Consider the following 16,594-nt stretch of genomic DNA (forward strand, 5'->3'; position numbering starts at 1 on the left):
ATACCCAGCCTAATATACATTATTTATGCTGAATGAATATGTTTACAGATATTAACTTTCAAGATTATTACAACTGTAGGGCTAAGCTATTAAGGTATTTAAAACATATTCTCTGTCAGTTGCTGAATACCTTTTCAATAATTTTTCTGTCAGTTTGGAAAATTTACCCCCATCTGTTTCATCGACTATCGGCTGTCTTAATTTCTGTAAGTTTTTGTCTGTCATAAAATTAATATCAAAGTTTGGGAGTTTTTTTAAAGTTGTAAATTATTACCGTCTGTAAATGACGTAATCATGGCCTTTTTGGGTATATCCCGATACACTTCCTTTTAAAATCATTCAAAATAAAATGTCCTATATATCCATTCTTAATAGTCCTTCTTTTAATCTTTTTATACCGTCGCTCGTGTTCAGACATTCTTTCGGACTCAGGTTATCAAGTGCAGGAATTTTCCGATCGATCCAATCCAGACCTTTGTCTCCTAATTTTGCGAAGATTACCTTAGCTATATCGGGCTTGTTATCCAGGTTTTCCATCAATAGCTTCTGATCTGCGGATTCTGCCCAGTAACTCTCAGCCCAATACACAATATTATCCCAGGCGATTTTACTTTTTTCGTCAAAATATTGTTCGAGCCTTATATTGTCATGCCTGTTCGCTTCTGTTGCCATTTTATTCAAACGCATTTGTTAGTTATTTTCATATTTGATATTATCATATAGTTATTGATGGTGATAAACTTCAGGTTGTCATAAAACCGGATATTTTCCAATGTTTGAGTCGATGGTAAAATATATAGAATTTAAGATCTGAAATCGGTTCCGCAAACTGTTTTTGAATAATCAGAATCATCTGGTTGAACAAAATTTTCATTCTTTTGTTGGAATAGGAAAGTCTGGAAATCTTGTATATTTTTTATCTCATTTAATTTCATAGGTGCTGATTCGTGTTATGTTTATCCAATAATTGATCAATCGAAGGTCTTTCTAAGTTTAATGCTGTCAAAATTTTTATTGCTTTTTCCTTATCTTCAATTAATGCTTTCTCATACTCAAATATAAGTCCGGTGGTCAGTAATCTCTGGTCAACTGTAAGGCCGTCAAAACTTATACATTTCGCTGATATCTCATAGTCAACCCGCTGTTCTTTAATTAATTGTTGTAATTGTCCAAACGCCGGCTTTCCAACTTCTCTGCCTTTTATCCTTGTCGGAATAATAAAGTCCTGTTGACAATTTTTAGGTTGATCTTCAATTATTATCCAATCTTCTTCATGAACACCATATTCTTCAAAGCAACATTCCATTGCATCTTCCATAGTGTAAAAGAAATGATCCCAATCTGCAGAACTGTCCTGTAAGCTGTAATAACCAAAAAGATAAACTCCTCCATCTGCCTGACAAAGCATAAGTTTTTTTGTTTTCTCGTCTATGTTTTGAAATACTATTTTTCTCATTACATATAAATATGATACAAAGTGCTGTTTTAATATAATATCTTACCTATAATATTTTGACCAAGCTTCGAAATAAGGTTGTAGCTTTTCGCTGAGATTCATCTTAACCCATTCTCGATCAACTCCCTCCGCCGTGTATAATATTTCAAGTATACCAACATGCACGATGTTGATGATTTCACAGTTATGACTTTGCCCAATATAATTGATATAATCAAAGGAATTTTCGACAAAAGGGCTTGTGCGGTCTGCTATGATCTGGCCTCCAAGATATGTCGCAAATTCATTCATAAATAAATATGTTGAGCGATCTAGGAAAGGACTATCATCTCCCATTTCAACGATTTCCTTATACTCTGGTACTTTATCAAACAACACACCTGTTAATGTATCAAAAATAAAAATATCAATTTCTTCTAATGGCTTCATATGGATCTTCAGATGGGAGTAAAAATAAGAATTTGGATAAGATCTGGGATACAAATAGATATAGAAATTATAGTTACTGAGTTATATATTTTGTCTTTTGAGTGCTGTTTTGTAAATTCAAAAAATAGTGAGCCATATTTCATGGAAGACGAAAGGATAACCTTTAAAAATTACTATTATTGGACGCTTCATTATGGAAAAAATTTAGTTATTATTAGATGGAAATGGTCATTTATTGCGGGATTCAAGCGAACGGAAAGCGACCTATGGCATAAATTTCAACGACCTGCCGACCTGGCAAAAAAGAGGAATTGGAATATATTGGGAAAATGTTAAGTCAACAGGTGTTAATCCCTTATCGAATGAAACAGTTGAGGTTACCCGGAGACAATTGACCACTGATATGGAACTGCCCATGGGGGAAGCTTATAATCGCTATATTGCCCGGCTAATCCAATAGAATGAAGACTTATGAACTAGCATATGTAAGCAATATTTGAACATGTATCAAAAAAGCTATACAAATCCATTATGTTTCCAATAGATCATGAATTTGTTTTTTACGGTTTATAATCTGCCATTTCACATGTTCGCATATTTACAAACGAAGAACATTTACTTAAATATACTGACGAAAACCACGGAATAATATATGAACATAACCATTAGCCTTAGTAGAGATTTGAACGAAAATGACATACTGCAACTTTACCAAGCCAATAAATGGAGTGCTGCCGAAAAACCAGAACTTCTGATGAAAGCCCTCTCAAATTCGCATTCTCTGGTTACAGCATGGGATGGTACGACATTGGTAGGCCTAGGGAATGCCATTTCCGATGGGTATCTCGTGGTATATTATCCTCATCTACTAGTACTACCCTCCTATCAAGGGAAAGGAATTGGTCGTTTGATTATGGATAAAATGCAAGAGATTTATAAGGGTTTCCATATGCAGATGCTCACCGCCGACGGAAAGGCTATTGACTTTTATAAAAAGAACGGCTTTGAACGAGCAGGGCAAACAGAGCCGATGTGGATCTATTCCGGTGGTGATCATTAAAATATAGGTCATTCGGTAGAGTCATGAATTAAACAAGGAGAATCATTCCCTATGCACAAAAGATCAATAACAATATGTATGATGGCCGTGACACTATTTTCATGTACTTCGAAGAACAAAGTTCCAAGTAGTACTAACGACATCCTCCGAACAACAGATGAACTTGACCTAACAGATACCATACCGAAAATAACCATTAGGGACACGTCGTTGGCATTCCCTCATATATTCGAGGGAAGTTTCGTGAACAGCACAAAAGTAGCCCAATTCGGCACGGAAATAACCTTTGAGAAGATAGCTGTAGGAAACCTAAAGATATCGTCAGGCCAGATTATCGCTACTGATCCTGTTATGTTAAGCGATGCGGTAGCTTTTAGTGAAAATTTTCCGGTTGGTGAGTTTCCGGTCGAATTGGCAATGGCAAATATCAATGCCAATAACGATCGACGGGTCGCATTTGCACGAGTAAAATTCTCCGATAAGCCCATCCATAAATGGGAGTTTGCGTTATTACCGGGACAGGTACCACTCCCCCTCAAATCCAAGGAAATATATGGATATGGAGTAGATGCAGGACTAGGTCTTTTCGTCGATCAAGTCGCAAAGAATAGTCTGAATACGCTGCTCGATAAAAACTGGGACAATATGTTTTCCGAAAAATTTGAGGATTATTTAAATTACAGCTTTCAGAATCAAAATGCCGTCTTTTTCTCCACGGGGTATGGAGATGGTTTTTATGCTACTTACCTCGGAAGGGACAGCGAGGGTAGAATTTGTCAGCTGTTGACTGACTTTGATATTGTACTTTGGCGGAATGTTGGGGAGTACTAAAAAGAAGCCAATAATGAAACGACTCATAAGTTCACCAAAATACTAGGTTTATTGACAATCCTACTTGGATTGCTGATTGTAGTTTTCACATATGGTTACCTCATTGTTTTAGCATTGATCTTTATTGGAGTCGGATTCTTCGAGGAATTTGGATATTAAAGTTAGAATCCCGCAACTGAATCTGTATAAATAATATGAAAGAAGCTCTTTTAGTATTGGATTTGGACGAGACATTGTTGTACGCAACAAAAGATAGGTTGGTACAGCATGAAGACTTTGTTGTAGGGCAGTATTATGTGTATGTCCGTCCAAATTTAGCCTATTTTTTATCAGAGATGGCTGGGGATTTTAAACTGGCCATTTGGAGCTCTGCGGATGATAAGTACGTGCAAGAACTCGTTGATAAAATAAAACCAGCCACTGTCAATTTTGAGTTTGTCTGGGGACGATCTCGCACGACAAAAAAACGGATGAGTGTGACTGATGAGTATTATTACGTTAAAAGGTTATCCAAAGTAAAACGCAAAGGCTTCTTATTGGAAAGAACGCTTATCATAGATGATACTGCCGAAAAATCAATGTTAAACTATGGCAATGCGATCCGAATACCTGAATTTACAGGGAACGCTAACGATGATGAGTTACTCCTATTGGCTTCCTATTTGAAGAAATTTAAAAATGTTGATAATGTCAGGAGAATTGACAAAAGGCGTTGGAGGGATGAAGTAAGGTCTTGAATAGCAGGCGAACATAATCCTGTTCACAGAAATGGTTTAAAAGGAGAAAACTCCCAATGCATTCTTATAGATAAGGATAAGGGTAATAGTATCAAATAATGCATGGGAAAATATTGCAGCCCAAAGATTGCCAGACTTTTTATACAAAATAGACCAATAAAGTCCGCCCATCGCTGCGGCAACAACAGCAAAGATGTCTTGTTGCAAATGATAAAGACCAAAAAGCACACTTGCTATTAGCACGCTGACAATAGGACGGTACCTTTTGAATATTCTATTCTCCAGCACATTTTGTATATAACCTCGAAATACGACCTCTTCGTAAAACCCGCCAATTATCAAAGCTGCAGCGATAGTTATCACGAGTCTTGCCAAACTACTTTTGATGTAATTGTATTCTGAATATTCTGGAACTTGAAAAAAGTATTTTATGGTAGGTATATAAACTAATTGCATAAAGGCAACCCAGACTATTGCAGTAACTGCACCTAAGAAAAATGCTTTGAAGGTTAACTTTTCTTTTAGTAGCCCTATATCTCGAAATGTCTTCTTATCTCTTCTCAGCATCAGGTAGATTGCTGTGAGACACACAATAGCATAGGAATAAAAAGGTAAAGGAACGAAATGGGGAAATACTACAAGAAATATGATAAATCCAATATTTTCAATGGCTGAAACTGTCATTCTTTCCATCACTGGTAAAATAAAATCCTTTGTTAAATTAAGTTTTGTAACAGCAGTAAAGCTTATAATAAAGTTATAGAAATTATGCTTCTTAAATTATTTTTGTATCGAAAGATACTCCGCAAACTTTTCATTCAAGATCTCACATTCTTGCTGTGGTATTCCCGAATCAATTTCCTAGCTGATTAGCGTGCACCATGACACCATGCTATGTCGAGAAAGAAAATAATATGATACTAAGCTAATAATTAAGTTTAAACTTTACAGCCATCAATTTGGGATATAATAAAAACAGTGTTACATAATGATCAGGAAACTGAAATTTTTTATCATAATGCAGATGGATGCAGTAGGTGAAAATACCGGTGAGTTTAATCAATTGTAAAAATTAATTGAATTGAGCTCTATATTGCTGTGGGCTTTGTTTGGTTTTTAGTTTAAATAATCTGCTAAAGGATTGAGGCTGTTCAAAACCCAATTCAAATGCAATTTCAGAAATACTGAGAGCTGTGGAAGATAGCTTATTTTTAGCACGGTAAATCATTTTATTATGAATGATTTGTTGAGTGTTTTGCCCTGTAAGATTTCTTAATAGATCACTTAGATAACTTGCTGACATATGCAGCTGGTCAGCGAGATAATTAACGGTAGGAACTCCCCCACTCAGGACCTTATCGCTATTAAAATAATCCTCCAACAATTGATCGATGCGCTCGGCTATACTCGGATAGTTTTGTTTTCGGGTCAGAAACTGCCTGTTATAAAATCGTTGGGCATAATTTAGCAAAAGTTCAATCTGGGAGATGATCACATGATGACTCATCTCGTCTATACGGTTCTCAAGTTCATCTTCTATATTTCTGAAAAGTGACAGAATGGTTTCTTTTTCTTTGTCCGAAAGGTGCAACGCTTCATTGGTAGCATAAGAGAAAAAGTGGTACTGATGGATCTTTTGTGCTAGCGGATATTGCAGTAAAAAATCAGGATCTATAAGCAGTGTAATCTGTGAGCTAAGCACTTTTTGTTCTTCAGTTTCCTTTTGCTTATCTTCTTTAATAGATGAGAGAACTTGCTGAGGAGCCACAAAAAACAAACCACCCTCTTTAAAATCAAATTTGGTATGACCATACATTAATTTACCTCCAGCATCCGGTTTAAAAGCTATTTTATAATAGTTCAATACATGCGATTTGTTAGGAGCTCGACCTTTAAGTGGTTTGTCTACACCGTTCAACAAAACGATTAATGGATGCTTTGGGGGTGGAAAACCAGATGCCTCCATTACGTCAGCCAGCGTATTAAATCTTTTTACAGAATGATTCGATTTTTTTGAAACCATGTTATAAAATTCGAGATTACAAGTTAAGCAATATTCGCTTTTCATTAAAAAAAGAAAAGCGAATAAAAGCGTGTCAAAAATATCTTAGATGGATTACCCTTGGGCTGCTTCTGAAATAGTTTTCCAAGTTTCCCATTCCTGAATGCGTTCAGAATAGATTTGTTGGATATGTGGCAGATCGTTTTTACCCAAAAGTAATCTCAACGGCGGATTGTCAGCATCGACAACAGCAAATATAGCTTCGGAAGTGGCTAAAGGATTTCCTCGTTCCAGTTTTTGTAAATTTTCCATCAAACTGCTTTTCAAATCATCATAATCCGCTAGTTTTTTGCTGGCTATTTTTAGCGATTCAGCACTGCCAAATTCTGTACTATATGCTCCCGGTTCAATCAGCGTTACTTTGATGCCAAATCCGGCAACTTCTTTAGATAAACTATCGTAAATGGCTTCAAACGCAAATTTTGAAGAACAATAATACCCAATAAGAGGATTGCTATAAATACCAACTGCGCTGGATGTCCCCAAAATATGGCCATGACCCTGGGCCCGCAGTATAGGTAATGCTGCCTGAATCACATGGATAGGTCCCATAATATTGGTTTCGTACATGGCTTTTACCTCATCGGTGCTGCCCTCTTCGATGGTTCCTACCAAAGAATATCCGGCATTATTAAACACAATATCCAATCTTCCAAAATATTCGTTGGCCTTGCTAATAGCGTTTTGTACTTGTGAGGCATTGGTTACATCCACTTCAAGAATCAAGACCTGATCGCCATATTTTTCTTTTAATGTGACAATACTATTGATATTGCGTGCTGTAGCGGCGACTTTATCTCCTCGTTTCAAAGCGGCTTCTGTCCATATTTTTCCAAAACCTCTTGAAGATCCTGTAATGAACCAAACTTTTTCTTTCTGTTTATTTTCCATGTTTTAACTGTATAAGTATATCTGCAAAGTTGGTTCTAAATAGATATACTTACGTTGCTAAAATGAGGATTATCCTAACCAAAATGAAGAAAAACAAACTATTAAAACCAAATCGTTATAAAAAACAAATATTAGAGATATGGAATTCATAATTTATCCGGAACAACAGCATCAGAAAAAGTGATCACCCCGATTTTCTAGGATATTGCTTCCACATCTTTTTTATTTCACCAGTTTTAGAATTTGGATTTTCGGACTCCCGAAAATCCAAATGGCTGTGTGGGTACCACAAAGTTGAGAAAAATATTTCATGTTTTTGAAAGGGGATGCATCCCCTAAACTTTGGTAATTGCATCCATTGATGTATCCCGAACGATTTCCACCGCTTTTTTGTTCAAATTCTTCCATATTTGGAGAAAACTGATGTTTGAAGTCATTTATAAACGTAATATAATCAATCAATATCTGCCTTATAATTAGATTAATCATTTTGTATCTTGATACAAAATAGATATGTAAATTAGCTACTGAGTTATATTTATTAATACTATGGGAATTTTCTCGATCCGTAAGTTATCATTTATATGTATTTTATCAATAGGCCTGTTATCGCAAGCTTTTGGACAATCCCTTATTTCGGACTCAATAGCGGAACTTCCGCCTCACATGAACGAAGTATTTCCTGAGCCACCTTATGGTACTAACGGATTTAAAAATTGGGTTGTTAAGAATTATAAGATTCCAATGGAAGCCAGGAAAGCAAAAGTAAACGGCAAACTGATCATCACTTTTACGGTTGGGGAAGATGGTAAGCTCAGTAATTTCCAGATAGCCAAAGATATTGGTTATCAAACTGGTGAAACGTTAATATCATTGGTTAGGAAATCAAGTCTGTGGAAACCAGGATATCAAAATGGCAGTGCGGTAAAATGCGGCTATACATTTCCCCTATCATTTAGTAATGGTGAGATAAAATTAGATAATGATACAAAAAGACAAAGATGAAAATCCACATAGTTAGCGATCTGCACAGAGAATTTGGATACAACGATTTCAATCTGAAATTAGCAGATGTACTTGTATTGGCTGGAGATACTGATCTAGGAGTAAAAGGGATCAGCTGGCTAAAATCACTCTCATTGGATATACCGATCATTTATGTGCTGGGCAATCATGAATATTATAAGGGAGCGTATCCGAAAACATTATATAAAATCAAAGATGCAGCAAGTAACTCAAATATCCATGTGTTGGAAAATGAATCTTTGAAGATCGACCACGTTTGTTTCCATGGCTGTACACTCTGGACTGATTTTTCCTTAAAGGGCAATCCCGCCGCATATGGATCGCTATGCCAAAGCCGGATGAATGATTATAAGAAGATCAGATTAGGAGACAATTATGCCAAATTGAGAAGTATCGATACCTTTAGAATCCATCAAACTTCGAGGCAATGGCTGGAGGAAAGTCTTAGCTATAGTGCAGCGGAATGTAATATCGTCGTGACGCACCATGCGCCGAGCATTCAATCCCTGCCGATGAAGTATTTGGACGATCCGATAAGCGCCGCCTACGTCTCAGATATGGAAGACTTTATAATAAAGCATCAACCCTCCTACTGGATCCATGGCCATATACATACTCCTGTAAATTATAAAATCGGTAACACCGAAATAATATGCAATCCACACGGCTATATCAATGAAACGTATAATGGATTTAAAAATAATCTTGTTATAGAAGTATAAATCACTTTTTTTAAATTGACCACGTCTTGTGCTTTTTCAAACGGATTTTGTAAATTCAATGCATAAGCCATAGTATGAAACAGTTCATAAAAGTATTCTATATTTCTGCCTTTACTATCCTCGCTATTGGGTGCCAAGATTCCTTTCGCACAAAGACAATGGATTTTGGTCTACGCCAAAGGAATGAGCACACGGGCGATAAGCGAGTTTATATGCGAAATGTATGCAATGGAGATCTCTGCCGCAGAAATATCGCGTATTACCGTAAGTGGAGAATACACCTGGCCCAAGTAATATGCAGATATGAGTTTAAAAGATAGCTGGTGTCTTATAATTCAGCCAATTTTCCTTATTTTGACAAAAAAAATCATATGCCAAATATCTATATCATCTCGGGATGCAATGGAGCTGGAAAAACAACTGCGAGTTATACTGTATTACCAGAGATTTTAGATTGCCGAGAATTTGTAAATGCTGACAATATAGCCGCAGGTATTTCTCCATTTAACCCACAAAGTGTAGCCGTATCAGCTGGGCGTATTATGTTGGAACGTATAGCGGAATTAATAAAGTCCAAAGTTGATTTCGCATTTGAAACAACACTTTCTACTAGGAGCTATAGAAATTTAGTAATAGATGCTCAAAAAATCGGCTATTCAGTCACAGTACTTTACTTTTGGCTCGACTCACCTTTGCTGGCTATACAACGTGTAAAGAAAAGGGTAGAAAACGGAGGGCACAATATTCCTTCTGATGTAATAGAAAGACGATATCAACGTGGTTTAGAAAACTTGTTTAACATTTATATTCCAATATGTGATCGCTGGTTGGTCTTTGACAACATGGATTTAATACCTGAAATAATTGCTCAGGGTGATAAATTTGGAGAATTCGTTGCAAATAGCGAAATTTGGTCAACACTAAAATCTAAATACCATAATGAACGATAAGGTAAATATTGAAAATATCAATCTTGCTGAACGAATTCGTTTAGGAGTGCAAAAGGCTTTACGAAAATTAGCAGAAGAAAGCGCAGCAAAGGGTGAGAGCTTGGTGGTAAAGGTTGATGGTAAAATACAAGAAGTGCCTGCAAAGGAGCTACTTATGAATTTACCAAAATAGTTTCTTTTCTTTCACTTGCTTCTTCAATTTCTTCCAGTTTGGATGTATGACTCATTGCTGTCTCAAATGAATAACTAATACCATATTCGAGTAAATGATACCGTATAAAAGAGGTAATAAGCGACGCTTCGTAACTATGTGTATCCTTTGACTTGTCCACGATCATATTTTCGCGAATAGCAATAGATATCGAATGCCCAGAAGCTTCAGCCTTTTCTAAAAGTGTTATTGATTGATCCCGGCCAAAAAATTGCTCCAAGTCCTCCTGAGTAAGCTTCAATCCAAAGCGACTAAGATTTATAAAGCCTGCTTTACTGATCTCCTGTTCAATCTCATCTGAATTAACAAAATAGCCAGTATTAAACTGGCTACTGATTTGTTTATATAAAGTTGATTTACCCGAACCGTTTGGACCGGCAAACACTCTTAACCTTTTGGCTCTAGGCATAAAACAATACCTTTTTTTAATTTCACTTTACTCTTAATCCGATCTATCTTTTTTATAATCTGACGAGTCCCATCTACACGTTTTTCAACGACATATCCGTTCTCTACAACCTGAATAGATAAATCTAAAGCTCTGTTCTCCTTATTTGCAATTTCGGAAGCCTGTTTTGCTGCTTGATTTAACTTTTTGCGCTCTTCTCTTGATTTTAATAATGATGCCATAATAACCTCCCTGATCTAAATATACAAAATATTTACCAACTTGTTTTGAATAAGATATATTTAGAGCCAAATCTCGTAAAACAAAATTATAAAATTTTTGCCAAATGCATTTGTCGGATTAAAAACATAAAATCTCAGTGATTCCTGGTATTCCTTTGCTATATTTTCTATGGAATCTCCATTTGAATATTCAGCTAAGAATATGCTATGTTATGTGCTTACATTTCCCTTATTCAAAATCCGGCCAATCATCGGTACGGAATGGTGATACCGGCAGGCCTCTGCTATTGAAAAGATTGGGTGTAGCGCTGTTGGTAAAACCAAAACGCACTGCCTTCGGTACCTTTACCTGATCGGCGAATACCAGTAACTGAGCCCCCCTCAGCTGATGTCTGGCAGGGTAAAACTTACGGTCCTCGCCCGCGATGTACAGATTATCAAGTAACAGGCAATTATAAATCCTACGTTCTTTTTCATCTTTTTTTGTTTATGCGCCAGCGAGACGCAGTTTGTCGCTTGTAAACCCTACCCTCCTGCCGAGTTTATTGTTTGCTTTCATTTCGTGCAGGGAAAGGCTATAGCTCTTATTTTATTGTATCGTATCGTTTTTAACTTTTACCAGCAGCAGGGACAGCGCAGCCAGCAGCAGCCCGATTGCCACAACCTGATAGGTAATCGCCAGGCTCACGTCGGCATCTTTCAGGGCGCCCCCAACGTAAACCATCAGTCCGCCGACAATGGTGCTCAAAAAATTTAGGAAGCCATAGGCCGTGGCGCTGTAGCGGCTGTCGGCCACCTGCCGTAAGAGCGGCATCAGATTGGCATCATTGAATCCGCGTGCCAGTCCGAAGACAAGCATCGCGAGAATTGCCCAGGTAAAAACATGGGTCCAGGCCATAAAGAACAAAAAGGGGGCGCCCAGCGCAAAGCCCAGGACGATCACATACAGCCGGGCGCGCTTATTCCGGCGTTGCCAGCGGTCCGCCAATAAACCGCCCATAACGACACCGGCAAAAGAGCCGATCTGCATATATCCGGTGGCCGAAATGCCCGCCTGGCCGAGATCAAGGCTGAACTGTTCCTTCAGAAATGTGGGAAGCCAACCGTTGATCAGCCAGTTTGCCATGCCCAGAACGGCAAAATAGATCATAATGACATAAAAGGAAGGCAGGCGAAATAGGCTTTGCAAAATGGCTTTGAGCTGCACCGTCTCTCGCTGCTCTGGTGCCGGTTCGTTCGGTGCAGCAGGAACAACCCGGTCGCGTAAGGTATAGGCCAGTAGCAGTGCGTACACAACACCGAAAAGACCAAAGACATGAAATCCCTGGCGCCAGCCCCAATATTCGGCGATATATCCCCCCAGACCGCCCATGGCCATTCCCGTATAGAGTCCGCACATATGTAGCCCCGTGGCCAGGGAACGCGTACGGCCACTATGGTAATCACTGATCAATGCCAGGGCAGCAGGAATATAACAGGCCTCGCTGACGCCCATCAACACCCGTGTCAGCAATAATTCGGGAAATGAGCGCGCATAGCCCGTCCAAAGCGTAACCGCAGACCAGACGAATACCGAGAAAAGAATTACTTTCCTGCGGGAGTACCGATCGGCCATATAGCCCCCAAAGGGACTCACAATGCCATAACACCATAAAAAGACGGCCGTCAGCAAGCCGAACTGCGCATCGTTTAACTGAAATTCGCTGAGAATCGGATCCCGCATCGAAGTCATCAACAGGCGGTCAAAATAATTTAGAAAGGCGACCACCCACAGGAAGATGACGATTAGCCAGGCATAACGTTTTGATGTCGTGTTTATCATTATTTTAGGTTTATACAAGTTCTTTTAACTGCGATCGTTTAGGGTATCAAGGTTTAAAATGGATCGTTAATATACGGTTGGTCCGCACACCGGGCCGCACCTCACCCATGGGGATAAGGATCTGATCATCCTGCTGCAGCAGCCCCGTCGTCACCGGAGGCAGCAGCTCTGTTGCCGGACTCTCCCCTCGCCCCTTGTTTTTGCGGACAGGAATCTGACCGGCATCGGTCCATTTGCGCTGCCGGATATCGTATGCCAGGATCCGGTCTGAAAAGCCGGGATGCCCCACTGGGCTTGCCGCAGCCAATGTGCCGTCATCACCGCCGAAAATCAGGAGCTGTCCCGCCCCGGCATCAAGGGCGGCGGGACTGGGGGCCGCTGCGACAGCATGGACAAGCTCTGGCAACTGCTGCCACGCTCCATCCGCTGTCTGCAGATAGGCGTCTTTCAGATACTTCCGCTTACCATTGATCAGTGTTACACCTGAAAGTATCAGCAACTCCCCGTCGGCGTTACCCGCGACAGCAAGCATGCGTCCCGGACCAGGGATGGCGCTCAATACCGTCCAGCCTTTTTCGGGATGATCGAGATCCAGCCGCCAGCAATTATTGTTTGCCGTCAGGGCATCAGGGCTATTGATGCCACCGAGGACATACCAATAGTTTTTGATCCGGACCGAGGCACAGTTGGCGATCGGAGCAGGAAGATCTGGCAAGCGTGTGAACCTGCCGCTATCCACCGAAAGCTCAAGGCGGTAGGTGGTCTGGAGATGGCCCGACTGATCACTCCCACCCGCCAGATAGATACAGTCCTGATACGAAGCATAGGCTCCGTAACCCATTGGACGGGGCAGCTGAAAGGAGGCTTCCTGCGAAGATCCGTCGCTATTCAGGATAAAGATCCGGTCGGTCCAGACCTTTTTCCCACCTTCCCAAGGTGGAATCCCCGAAGGAAAATTGGCTCCGCCCAAAGCGTACATATGTCCTTGTGCATGACCAACATAAGCCCCGGCATACCCCCTCTGATCAGGGACCTGAGCAGCTGTATCCCAAACCATCCGATTGCTCAGAGCCTGTGCCATTCCATCACGATATCCCATAAACAAAAAATAAAATAAGAGAAGTTTACTGATATAATGCCACATGCTCCAAGAATTTAGAATGTTCCAATTCGGCAAGCAGCTGCTGCTCATTGTCTTCATCCAACAGCGTCAATGGAAGCCGGGGCTGCCCCAGATCTAATCCGATCTTTTTCATAATAGCCCGCTGCACTGGGATCGGACCATATTTTACCAGCAGTTGCACCATCTGCACGGCTTCAAAATGCAGGTTACGTGCCGCTTCATGGGCACCAGCCTCAAACCGGCGGATTACCTCCAGATAAAGGGGCGCAGCGTAATTGTAGGTACTGCCAATGGCACCGGTCGCTCCCACTGCCAGTGCTGGCAAGAGCAGTTCATCGTAACCAAACAGGATATCGTACTTGCCCTCTTTATATTGTAGGCAGGCCTGGTATTCATGTAAGGTGGCCGCTGTATATTTGATCCCCTGGAAGGTTGGGATTTTCTGCTCTGCCAAGGCCAGGAAGTGGAGCATATCGATCTGCAGGCCTGTAACAGCAGGGATATGATAGTAGTAGAAAGGTGTATTGGGGGCCGCGGCCGCAATGGCGGCCATGGCATCGACCAGATTTTCCACGGATGAGGGCTTGAAATAGAAAGCCGAGACCGCTGAAATATAATCAGCACCGATGCTTTCGGCATGTGCTGCCAGGTGTTTGGCTTCGGCAATGGAGCTATGCCCCACATGGACAAAAGAAAGAACCCGCCCGTCAATGGCCTTGATATAACGTTCGGCAACTGCCATGCGCTCGGCCGTGGAGAGACTCGGTCCCTCCCCGTTGGTTCCGCAGATAAATATCCCCCGCAGCCCCTGTCGGACAAGGTGCTCCGTCATGGCTGGAATACCGTCCAGGTCGATATTTCCGGCTTGGTCATAATTGGCAAATGCCGCGGCGATCAAGCCTTTTATTTTATGCTTTTTATTCATTTTATCTAGCAATATTTGAGATTATAACAATTCTTTTAGTGGTATCTGCTGGAATATTAGATCCGCCTGGCTACCTTCATACAGCACGCCGAGTGTCTGCTGATCCACGGAAGTAATGCAGGAGTATCCCCGCCCCTTGCCTTCGTCGAGCAGAACTTTGGGCTGCCAGGAATCACCGTTGTCCTTGCTGACCTTGAGGGTGATATTGGCGCGGACAAATTTGGAATCGGGATTACAGAAGACCAAGACAGAGCTGCTGTTCCCTTCTGTTTGATAGACATGTTTGTGGATGCTGGCCATACAGGTCGGTTCGATCAGCGCCTTGTGTGAAGTGGGATGCTCGGTCCATGTTTCGCCCAGATTTTTGGTCAGGGCGATGGCACGGCCATTGTCATCGCCCTTGTGTGTGGCATTGTAGTTTGACCGCATATTTAGCATAATGTCCCCATTGTCCAATTGTACGGCCATGCATTCCGTTGTGGATTCCGCGAGTGCTGGATTGGAAGTTTTCCAGGTTTGGCCACCATCCTTGCTGTAGGTGATATTGGAAAATGCCTTGCCGGTCTCATCACGTCCCTGGCTTGGCAGCAGCAGTGTGCCGTCCTGCAGGCTGATGCCATGTCCGGGGGCTGGAGCCCAGAGCCACCATTCCGCCCGTTTCAGATGGGTGAGATTGACCGGTTTGGACCAGCTCAGGCCATTGTCCTCGCTTTTTACCAGTAGAAACTGGGACGTCTGTTTGATCCCAAAACCCGGCTGCGATCCCTTATTTTTCCATTGATGATTGTGGATCTCGCGGCCGTCTTTGACCCCGGGGTACCAGGTGCCTGTTTCGTCCAGCACACCGTGCATCCACAGTCCTGCAACATAGATCGTCCCGGTTCGCTCGTCGAGCAGGATATTGGGATCAGAGACGCCGTTGAATTTTTGCGGCAGCCCGCCGAATGTGCCCATATCGATCGCAATCTCCATGGGCAGCCAGCTGCGGCCACCATCCAGGCTGCGTGATACGCCGATATCGATGTCACCCTGCAGGTCCCTGCCCAGCTCTCTGCGGGCATCGTATACCGCGACCAGACTGCCGTCTCTGGCCGTAATTACCCCCGGAATACGGCTGGTATGGACTCCCTCAGCACCTTGCCGGTGTACGGCAACAGCCGGTCTGTAGCGCGCAAACCTGCCCGAAAGCTGGGATTGGGACGGTAGCCCCGCTAGGGAGGCCTTCGTTATGGCCAGCTCAAAAGTCTGATCCAGCTTTTTGAATGGATGAACCTTGGCGGTTACCCACAGGTAGTTGACACCTTTTTCCAGTTTCAGCGGCACCTTTATTTTTCCGGTTCTCCCCTTCCATTTTTGTGCAGCTACGCGCTGATGTGCGGCGCTCGGCGTATGCGTCAGCAGGGTACTGTCTGTACCGGCAAACCAGCAGCTTAGGCTATCCAGCTGTTCCGCTGCCAGTGCGTCGGCCTTTAGGGTAAGTTCGACTTCAACCTGCTGTTGCTTGTCGGCTGTAAATTCCAGCCGTTTGAGAATATTGATTGGCTGATCCGCTAATACCGGTAAGGTATAGTGGCGCTCGGTAATCCGAACTTGTGCAACTGCCGCCGTAGCGGCCAGCAGCAGGAACAGGGTGAACAGGCTGTCTTTTATTTTTGTGGTTATTTGCATATTTTAGGTACTTATGTACTACATAAAAATTTAAAAAAATAGAAAGAAGGG

Annotated in this window: 19 protein-coding genes and 1 pseudogene; 8 read left to right on the forward strand and 12 right to left on the reverse strand. The window is 41.5% G+C overall.

Translation table 11 applies throughout. The features are described 5' to 3' along the window. Nucleotides 1–354 precede the first annotated feature (354 nt). The 3 genes from K7A41_RS17890 to K7A41_RS17900 all read right to left on the reverse strand — a co-directional run bounded on the left by K7A41_RS17890 (nt 355) and on the right by K7A41_RS17900 (nt 1,885). Nucleotides 355–672 carry a hypothetical protein gene (locus K7A41_RS17890; protein ID WP_265714772.1) on the reverse strand — a complete coding sequence of 106 codons (318 nt, stop codon included), beginning with the start codon at nt 670–672 and terminating at the stop codon, nt 355–357. A gap of 259 nt (nt 673–931) precedes the next feature. Beyond that, nucleotides 932–1,456, reverse strand: a complete 525-nt coding sequence (locus K7A41_RS17895; protein ID WP_265714773.1) for a hypothetical protein — start codon at nt 1,454–1,456, stop codon at nt 932–934. A gap of 42 nt (nt 1,457–1,498) precedes the next feature. Beyond that, nucleotides 1,499–1,885: a hypothetical protein gene (locus K7A41_RS17900; protein WP_265714774.1), complete on the reverse strand. Its 387-nt coding sequence runs from the start codon at nt 1,883–1,885 to the stop codon at nt 1,499–1,501. 652 nt (nt 1,886–2,537) lie between these two features. Here K7A41_RS17900 and K7A41_RS17905 point away from each other — a divergent pair. The 3 genes from K7A41_RS17905 to K7A41_RS17915 all read left to right on the forward strand — a co-directional run bounded on the left by K7A41_RS17905 (nt 2,538) and on the right by K7A41_RS17915 (nt 4,513). Continuing rightward, nucleotides 2,538–2,945: a GNAT family N-acetyltransferase gene (locus K7A41_RS17905; RefSeq protein WP_265714775.1), complete on the forward strand. Its 408-nt coding sequence runs from the start codon at nt 2,538–2,540 to the stop codon at nt 2,943–2,945. 78 nt (nt 2,946–3,023) lie between these two features. Continuing rightward, the gene (locus K7A41_RS17910) at nt 3,024–3,776 is read left to right on the forward strand and encodes a DUF4241 domain-containing protein (protein ID WP_265714776.1); all 753 of its coding nucleotides are present in this window, start codon (nt 3,024–3,026) and stop codon (nt 3,774–3,776) included. A gap of 194 nt (nt 3,777–3,970) precedes the next feature. After that, a complete protein-coding gene (locus tag K7A41_RS17915; protein WP_037533042.1) occupies nt 3,971–4,513 on the forward strand; it encodes an HAD family hydrolase in 543 nt (180 codons plus the stop codon). Nucleotides 4,514–4,549: 36 nt separating this feature from the next. On the opposite strand, the gene K7A41_RS17920 is transcribed toward K7A41_RS17915, so the two are convergent. The 3 genes from K7A41_RS17920 to K7A41_RS17930 all read right to left on the reverse strand — a co-directional run bounded on the left by K7A41_RS17920 (nt 4,550) and on the right by K7A41_RS17930 (nt 7,466). Beyond that, complete coding sequence (locus K7A41_RS17920) at nt 4,550–5,206, reverse strand: CPBP family intramembrane glutamic endopeptidase (RefSeq protein WP_028069691.1); 657 nt, start codon at nt 5,204–5,206, stop codon at nt 4,550–4,552. Between the two features lie 379 nt (nt 5,207–5,585). Continuing rightward, nucleotides 5,586–6,536: a helix-turn-helix domain-containing protein gene (locus K7A41_RS17925; RefSeq protein WP_265714777.1), complete on the reverse strand. Its 951-nt coding sequence runs from the start codon at nt 6,534–6,536 to the stop codon at nt 5,586–5,588. A gap of 93 nt (nt 6,537–6,629) precedes the next feature. Next, the gene (locus tag K7A41_RS17930) at nt 6,630–7,466 is read right to left on the reverse strand and encodes an SDR family NAD(P)-dependent oxidoreductase (RefSeq protein ID WP_265714778.1); all 837 of its coding nucleotides are present in this window, start codon (nt 7,464–7,466) and stop codon (nt 6,630–6,632) included. 666 nt (nt 7,467–8,132) lie between these two features. Here K7A41_RS17930 and K7A41_RS17935 point away from each other — a divergent pair. The 5 genes and pseudogenes from K7A41_RS17935 (at nt 8,133) to K7A41_RS17950 (ending at nt 10,336) form a co-directional block, all read left to right on the forward strand. After that, complete coding sequence (locus tag K7A41_RS17935) at nt 8,133–8,471, forward strand: energy transducer TonB (protein ID WP_265714779.1); 339 nt, start codon at nt 8,133–8,135, stop codon at nt 8,469–8,471. Further along, the gene (locus tag K7A41_RS17940) at nt 8,468–9,214 is read left to right on the forward strand and encodes a metallophosphoesterase (RefSeq protein ID WP_265714780.1); all 747 of its coding nucleotides are present in this window, start codon (nt 8,468–8,470) and stop codon (nt 9,212–9,214) included. The genes K7A41_RS17935 and K7A41_RS17940 overlap by 4 nt, the downstream gene beginning before the upstream one ends. Before the next feature lie 168 nt (nt 9,215–9,382). After that, nucleotides 9,383–9,484, forward strand: a pseudogene (locus K7A41_RS23765) (transposase); the annotation flags it as partial. Nucleotides 9,485–9,585: 101 nt separating this feature from the next. Beyond that, complete coding sequence (locus K7A41_RS17945) at nt 9,586–10,164, forward strand: zeta toxin family protein (RefSeq protein ID WP_028069685.1); 579 nt, start codon at nt 9,586–9,588, stop codon at nt 10,162–10,164. Continuing rightward, complete coding sequence (locus tag K7A41_RS17950; protein WP_028069684.1) at nt 10,154–10,336, forward strand: hypothetical protein; 183 nt, start codon at nt 10,154–10,156, stop codon at nt 10,334–10,336. Before K7A41_RS17945 ends, K7A41_RS17950 begins: the two co-directional genes overlap by 11 nt. Here the strand turns inward: K7A41_RS17950 and K7A41_RS17955 are convergent. From K7A41_RS17955 to K7A41_RS17980, 6 genes are all read right to left on the reverse strand, one after another. Beyond that, complete coding sequence (locus tag K7A41_RS17955; protein ID WP_265714781.1) at nt 10,317–10,784, reverse strand: hypothetical protein; 468 nt, start codon at nt 10,782–10,784, stop codon at nt 10,317–10,319. The two genes, K7A41_RS17950 and K7A41_RS17955, sit on opposite strands and share 20 nt — an antisense overlap. Further along, nucleotides 10,763–11,005, reverse strand: coding sequence for a hypothetical protein (locus K7A41_RS17960; RefSeq protein WP_028069680.1), 243 nt, complete (start codon nt 11,003–11,005; stop codon nt 10,763–10,765). Before K7A41_RS17960 ends, K7A41_RS17955 begins: the two co-directional genes overlap by 22 nt. 589 nt (nt 11,006–11,594) lie before the next feature. Beyond that, on the reverse strand, nt 11,595–12,827 hold the full coding sequence (locus K7A41_RS17965) for an MFS transporter (RefSeq protein WP_028069679.1): 1,233 nt from the start codon (nt 12,825–12,827) through the stop codon (nt 11,595–11,597). Between the two features lie 46 nt (nt 12,828–12,873). Then, complete coding sequence (locus K7A41_RS17970; RefSeq protein WP_265714782.1) at nt 12,874–13,971, reverse strand: galactose oxidase; 1,098 nt, start codon at nt 13,969–13,971, stop codon at nt 12,874–12,876. Next, a complete protein-coding gene (locus K7A41_RS17975; RefSeq protein WP_265714783.1) occupies nt 13,952–14,875 on the reverse strand; it encodes a dihydrodipicolinate synthase family protein in 924 nt (307 codons plus the stop codon). Before K7A41_RS17975 ends, K7A41_RS17970 begins: the two co-directional genes overlap by 20 nt. A 21-nt stretch (nt 14,876–14,896) precedes the next feature. Beyond that, entirely contained in the window at nt 14,897–16,543 is a 1,647-nt protein-coding gene (locus K7A41_RS17980; protein WP_265714784.1) for a sialidase family protein, read from the reverse strand. Nucleotides 16,544–16,594: the final 51 nt, after the last annotated feature.

The sequence above is a fragment of the Sphingobacterium sp. InxBP1 genome (assembly GCF_026191775.1).
In the GTDB taxonomy this organism is placed as follows: Bacteria; Bacteroidota; Bacteroidia; order Sphingobacteriales; family Sphingobacteriaceae; genus Sphingobacterium; species Sphingobacterium thalpophilum.

What these genes read in the sequence shown, in the direction of transcription:
- K7A41_RS17890 (WP_265714772.1), bottom strand. Translation starts at nt 672, where the DNA reads ATGGCAACAGAAGCGAACAGGCATGACAATATAAGGCTCGAACAATAT.
- K7A41_RS17895 (WP_265714773.1), bottom strand. Translation starts at nt 1,456, where the DNA reads ATGAGAAAAATAGTATTTCAAAACATAGACGAGAAAACAAAAAAACTT.
- K7A41_RS17900 (WP_265714774.1), bottom strand. Translation starts at nt 1,885, where the DNA reads ATGAAGCCATTAGAAGAAATTGATATTTTTATTTTTGATACATTAACA.
- K7A41_RS17905 (WP_265714775.1), top strand. Translation starts at nt 2,538, where the DNA reads ATGAACATAACCATTAGCCTTAGTAGAGATTTGAACGAAAATGACATA.
- K7A41_RS17910 (WP_265714776.1), top strand. Translation starts at nt 3,024, where the DNA reads ATGATGGCCGTGACACTATTTTCATGTACTTCGAAGAACAAAGTTCCA.
- K7A41_RS17915 (WP_037533042.1), top strand. Translation starts at nt 3,971, where the DNA reads ATGAAAGAAGCTCTTTTAGTATTGGATTTGGACGAGACATTGTTGTAC.
- K7A41_RS17920 (WP_028069691.1), bottom strand. Translation starts at nt 5,206, where the DNA reads ATGGAAAGAATGACAGTTTCAGCCATTGAAAATATTGGATTTATCATA.
- K7A41_RS17925 (WP_265714777.1), bottom strand. Translation starts at nt 6,536, where the DNA reads ATGGTTTCAAAAAAATCGAATCATTCTGTAAAAAGATTTAATACGCTG.
- K7A41_RS17930 (WP_265714778.1), bottom strand. Translation starts at nt 7,466, where the DNA reads ATGGAAAATAAACAGAAAGAAAAAGTTTGGTTCATTACAGGATCTTCA.
- K7A41_RS17935 (WP_265714779.1), top strand. Translation starts at nt 8,133, where the DNA reads ATGAACGAAGTATTTCCTGAGCCACCTTATGGTACTAACGGATTTAAA.
- K7A41_RS17940 (WP_265714780.1), top strand. Translation starts at nt 8,468, where the DNA reads ATGAAAATCCACATAGTTAGCGATCTGCACAGAGAATTTGGATACAAC.
- K7A41_RS17945 (WP_028069685.1), top strand. Translation starts at nt 9,586, where the DNA reads ATGCCAAATATCTATATCATCTCGGGATGCAATGGAGCTGGAAAAACA.
- K7A41_RS17950 (WP_028069684.1), top strand. Translation starts at nt 10,154, where the DNA reads ATGAACGATAAGGTAAATATTGAAAATATCAATCTTGCTGAACGAATT.
- K7A41_RS17955 (WP_265714781.1), bottom strand. Translation starts at nt 10,784, where the DNA reads ATGCCTAGAGCCAAAAGGTTAAGAGTGTTTGCCGGTCCAAACGGTTCG.
- K7A41_RS17960 (WP_028069680.1), bottom strand. Translation starts at nt 11,005, where the DNA reads ATGGCATCATTATTAAAATCAAGAGAAGAGCGCAAAAAGTTAAATCAA.
- K7A41_RS17965 (WP_028069679.1), bottom strand. Translation starts at nt 12,827, where the DNA reads ATGATAAACACGACATCAAAACGTTATGCCTGGCTAATCGTCATCTTC.
- K7A41_RS17970 (WP_265714782.1), bottom strand. Translation starts at nt 13,971, where the DNA reads ATGTGGCATTATATCAGTAAACTTCTCTTATTTTATTTTTTGTTTATG.
- K7A41_RS17975 (WP_265714783.1), bottom strand. Translation starts at nt 14,875, where the DNA reads ATGAATAAAAAGCATAAAATAAAAGGCTTGATCGCCGCGGCATTTGCC.
- K7A41_RS17980 (WP_265714784.1), bottom strand. Translation starts at nt 16,543, where the DNA reads ATGCAAATAACCACAAAAATAAAAGACAGCCTGTTCACCCTGTTCCTG.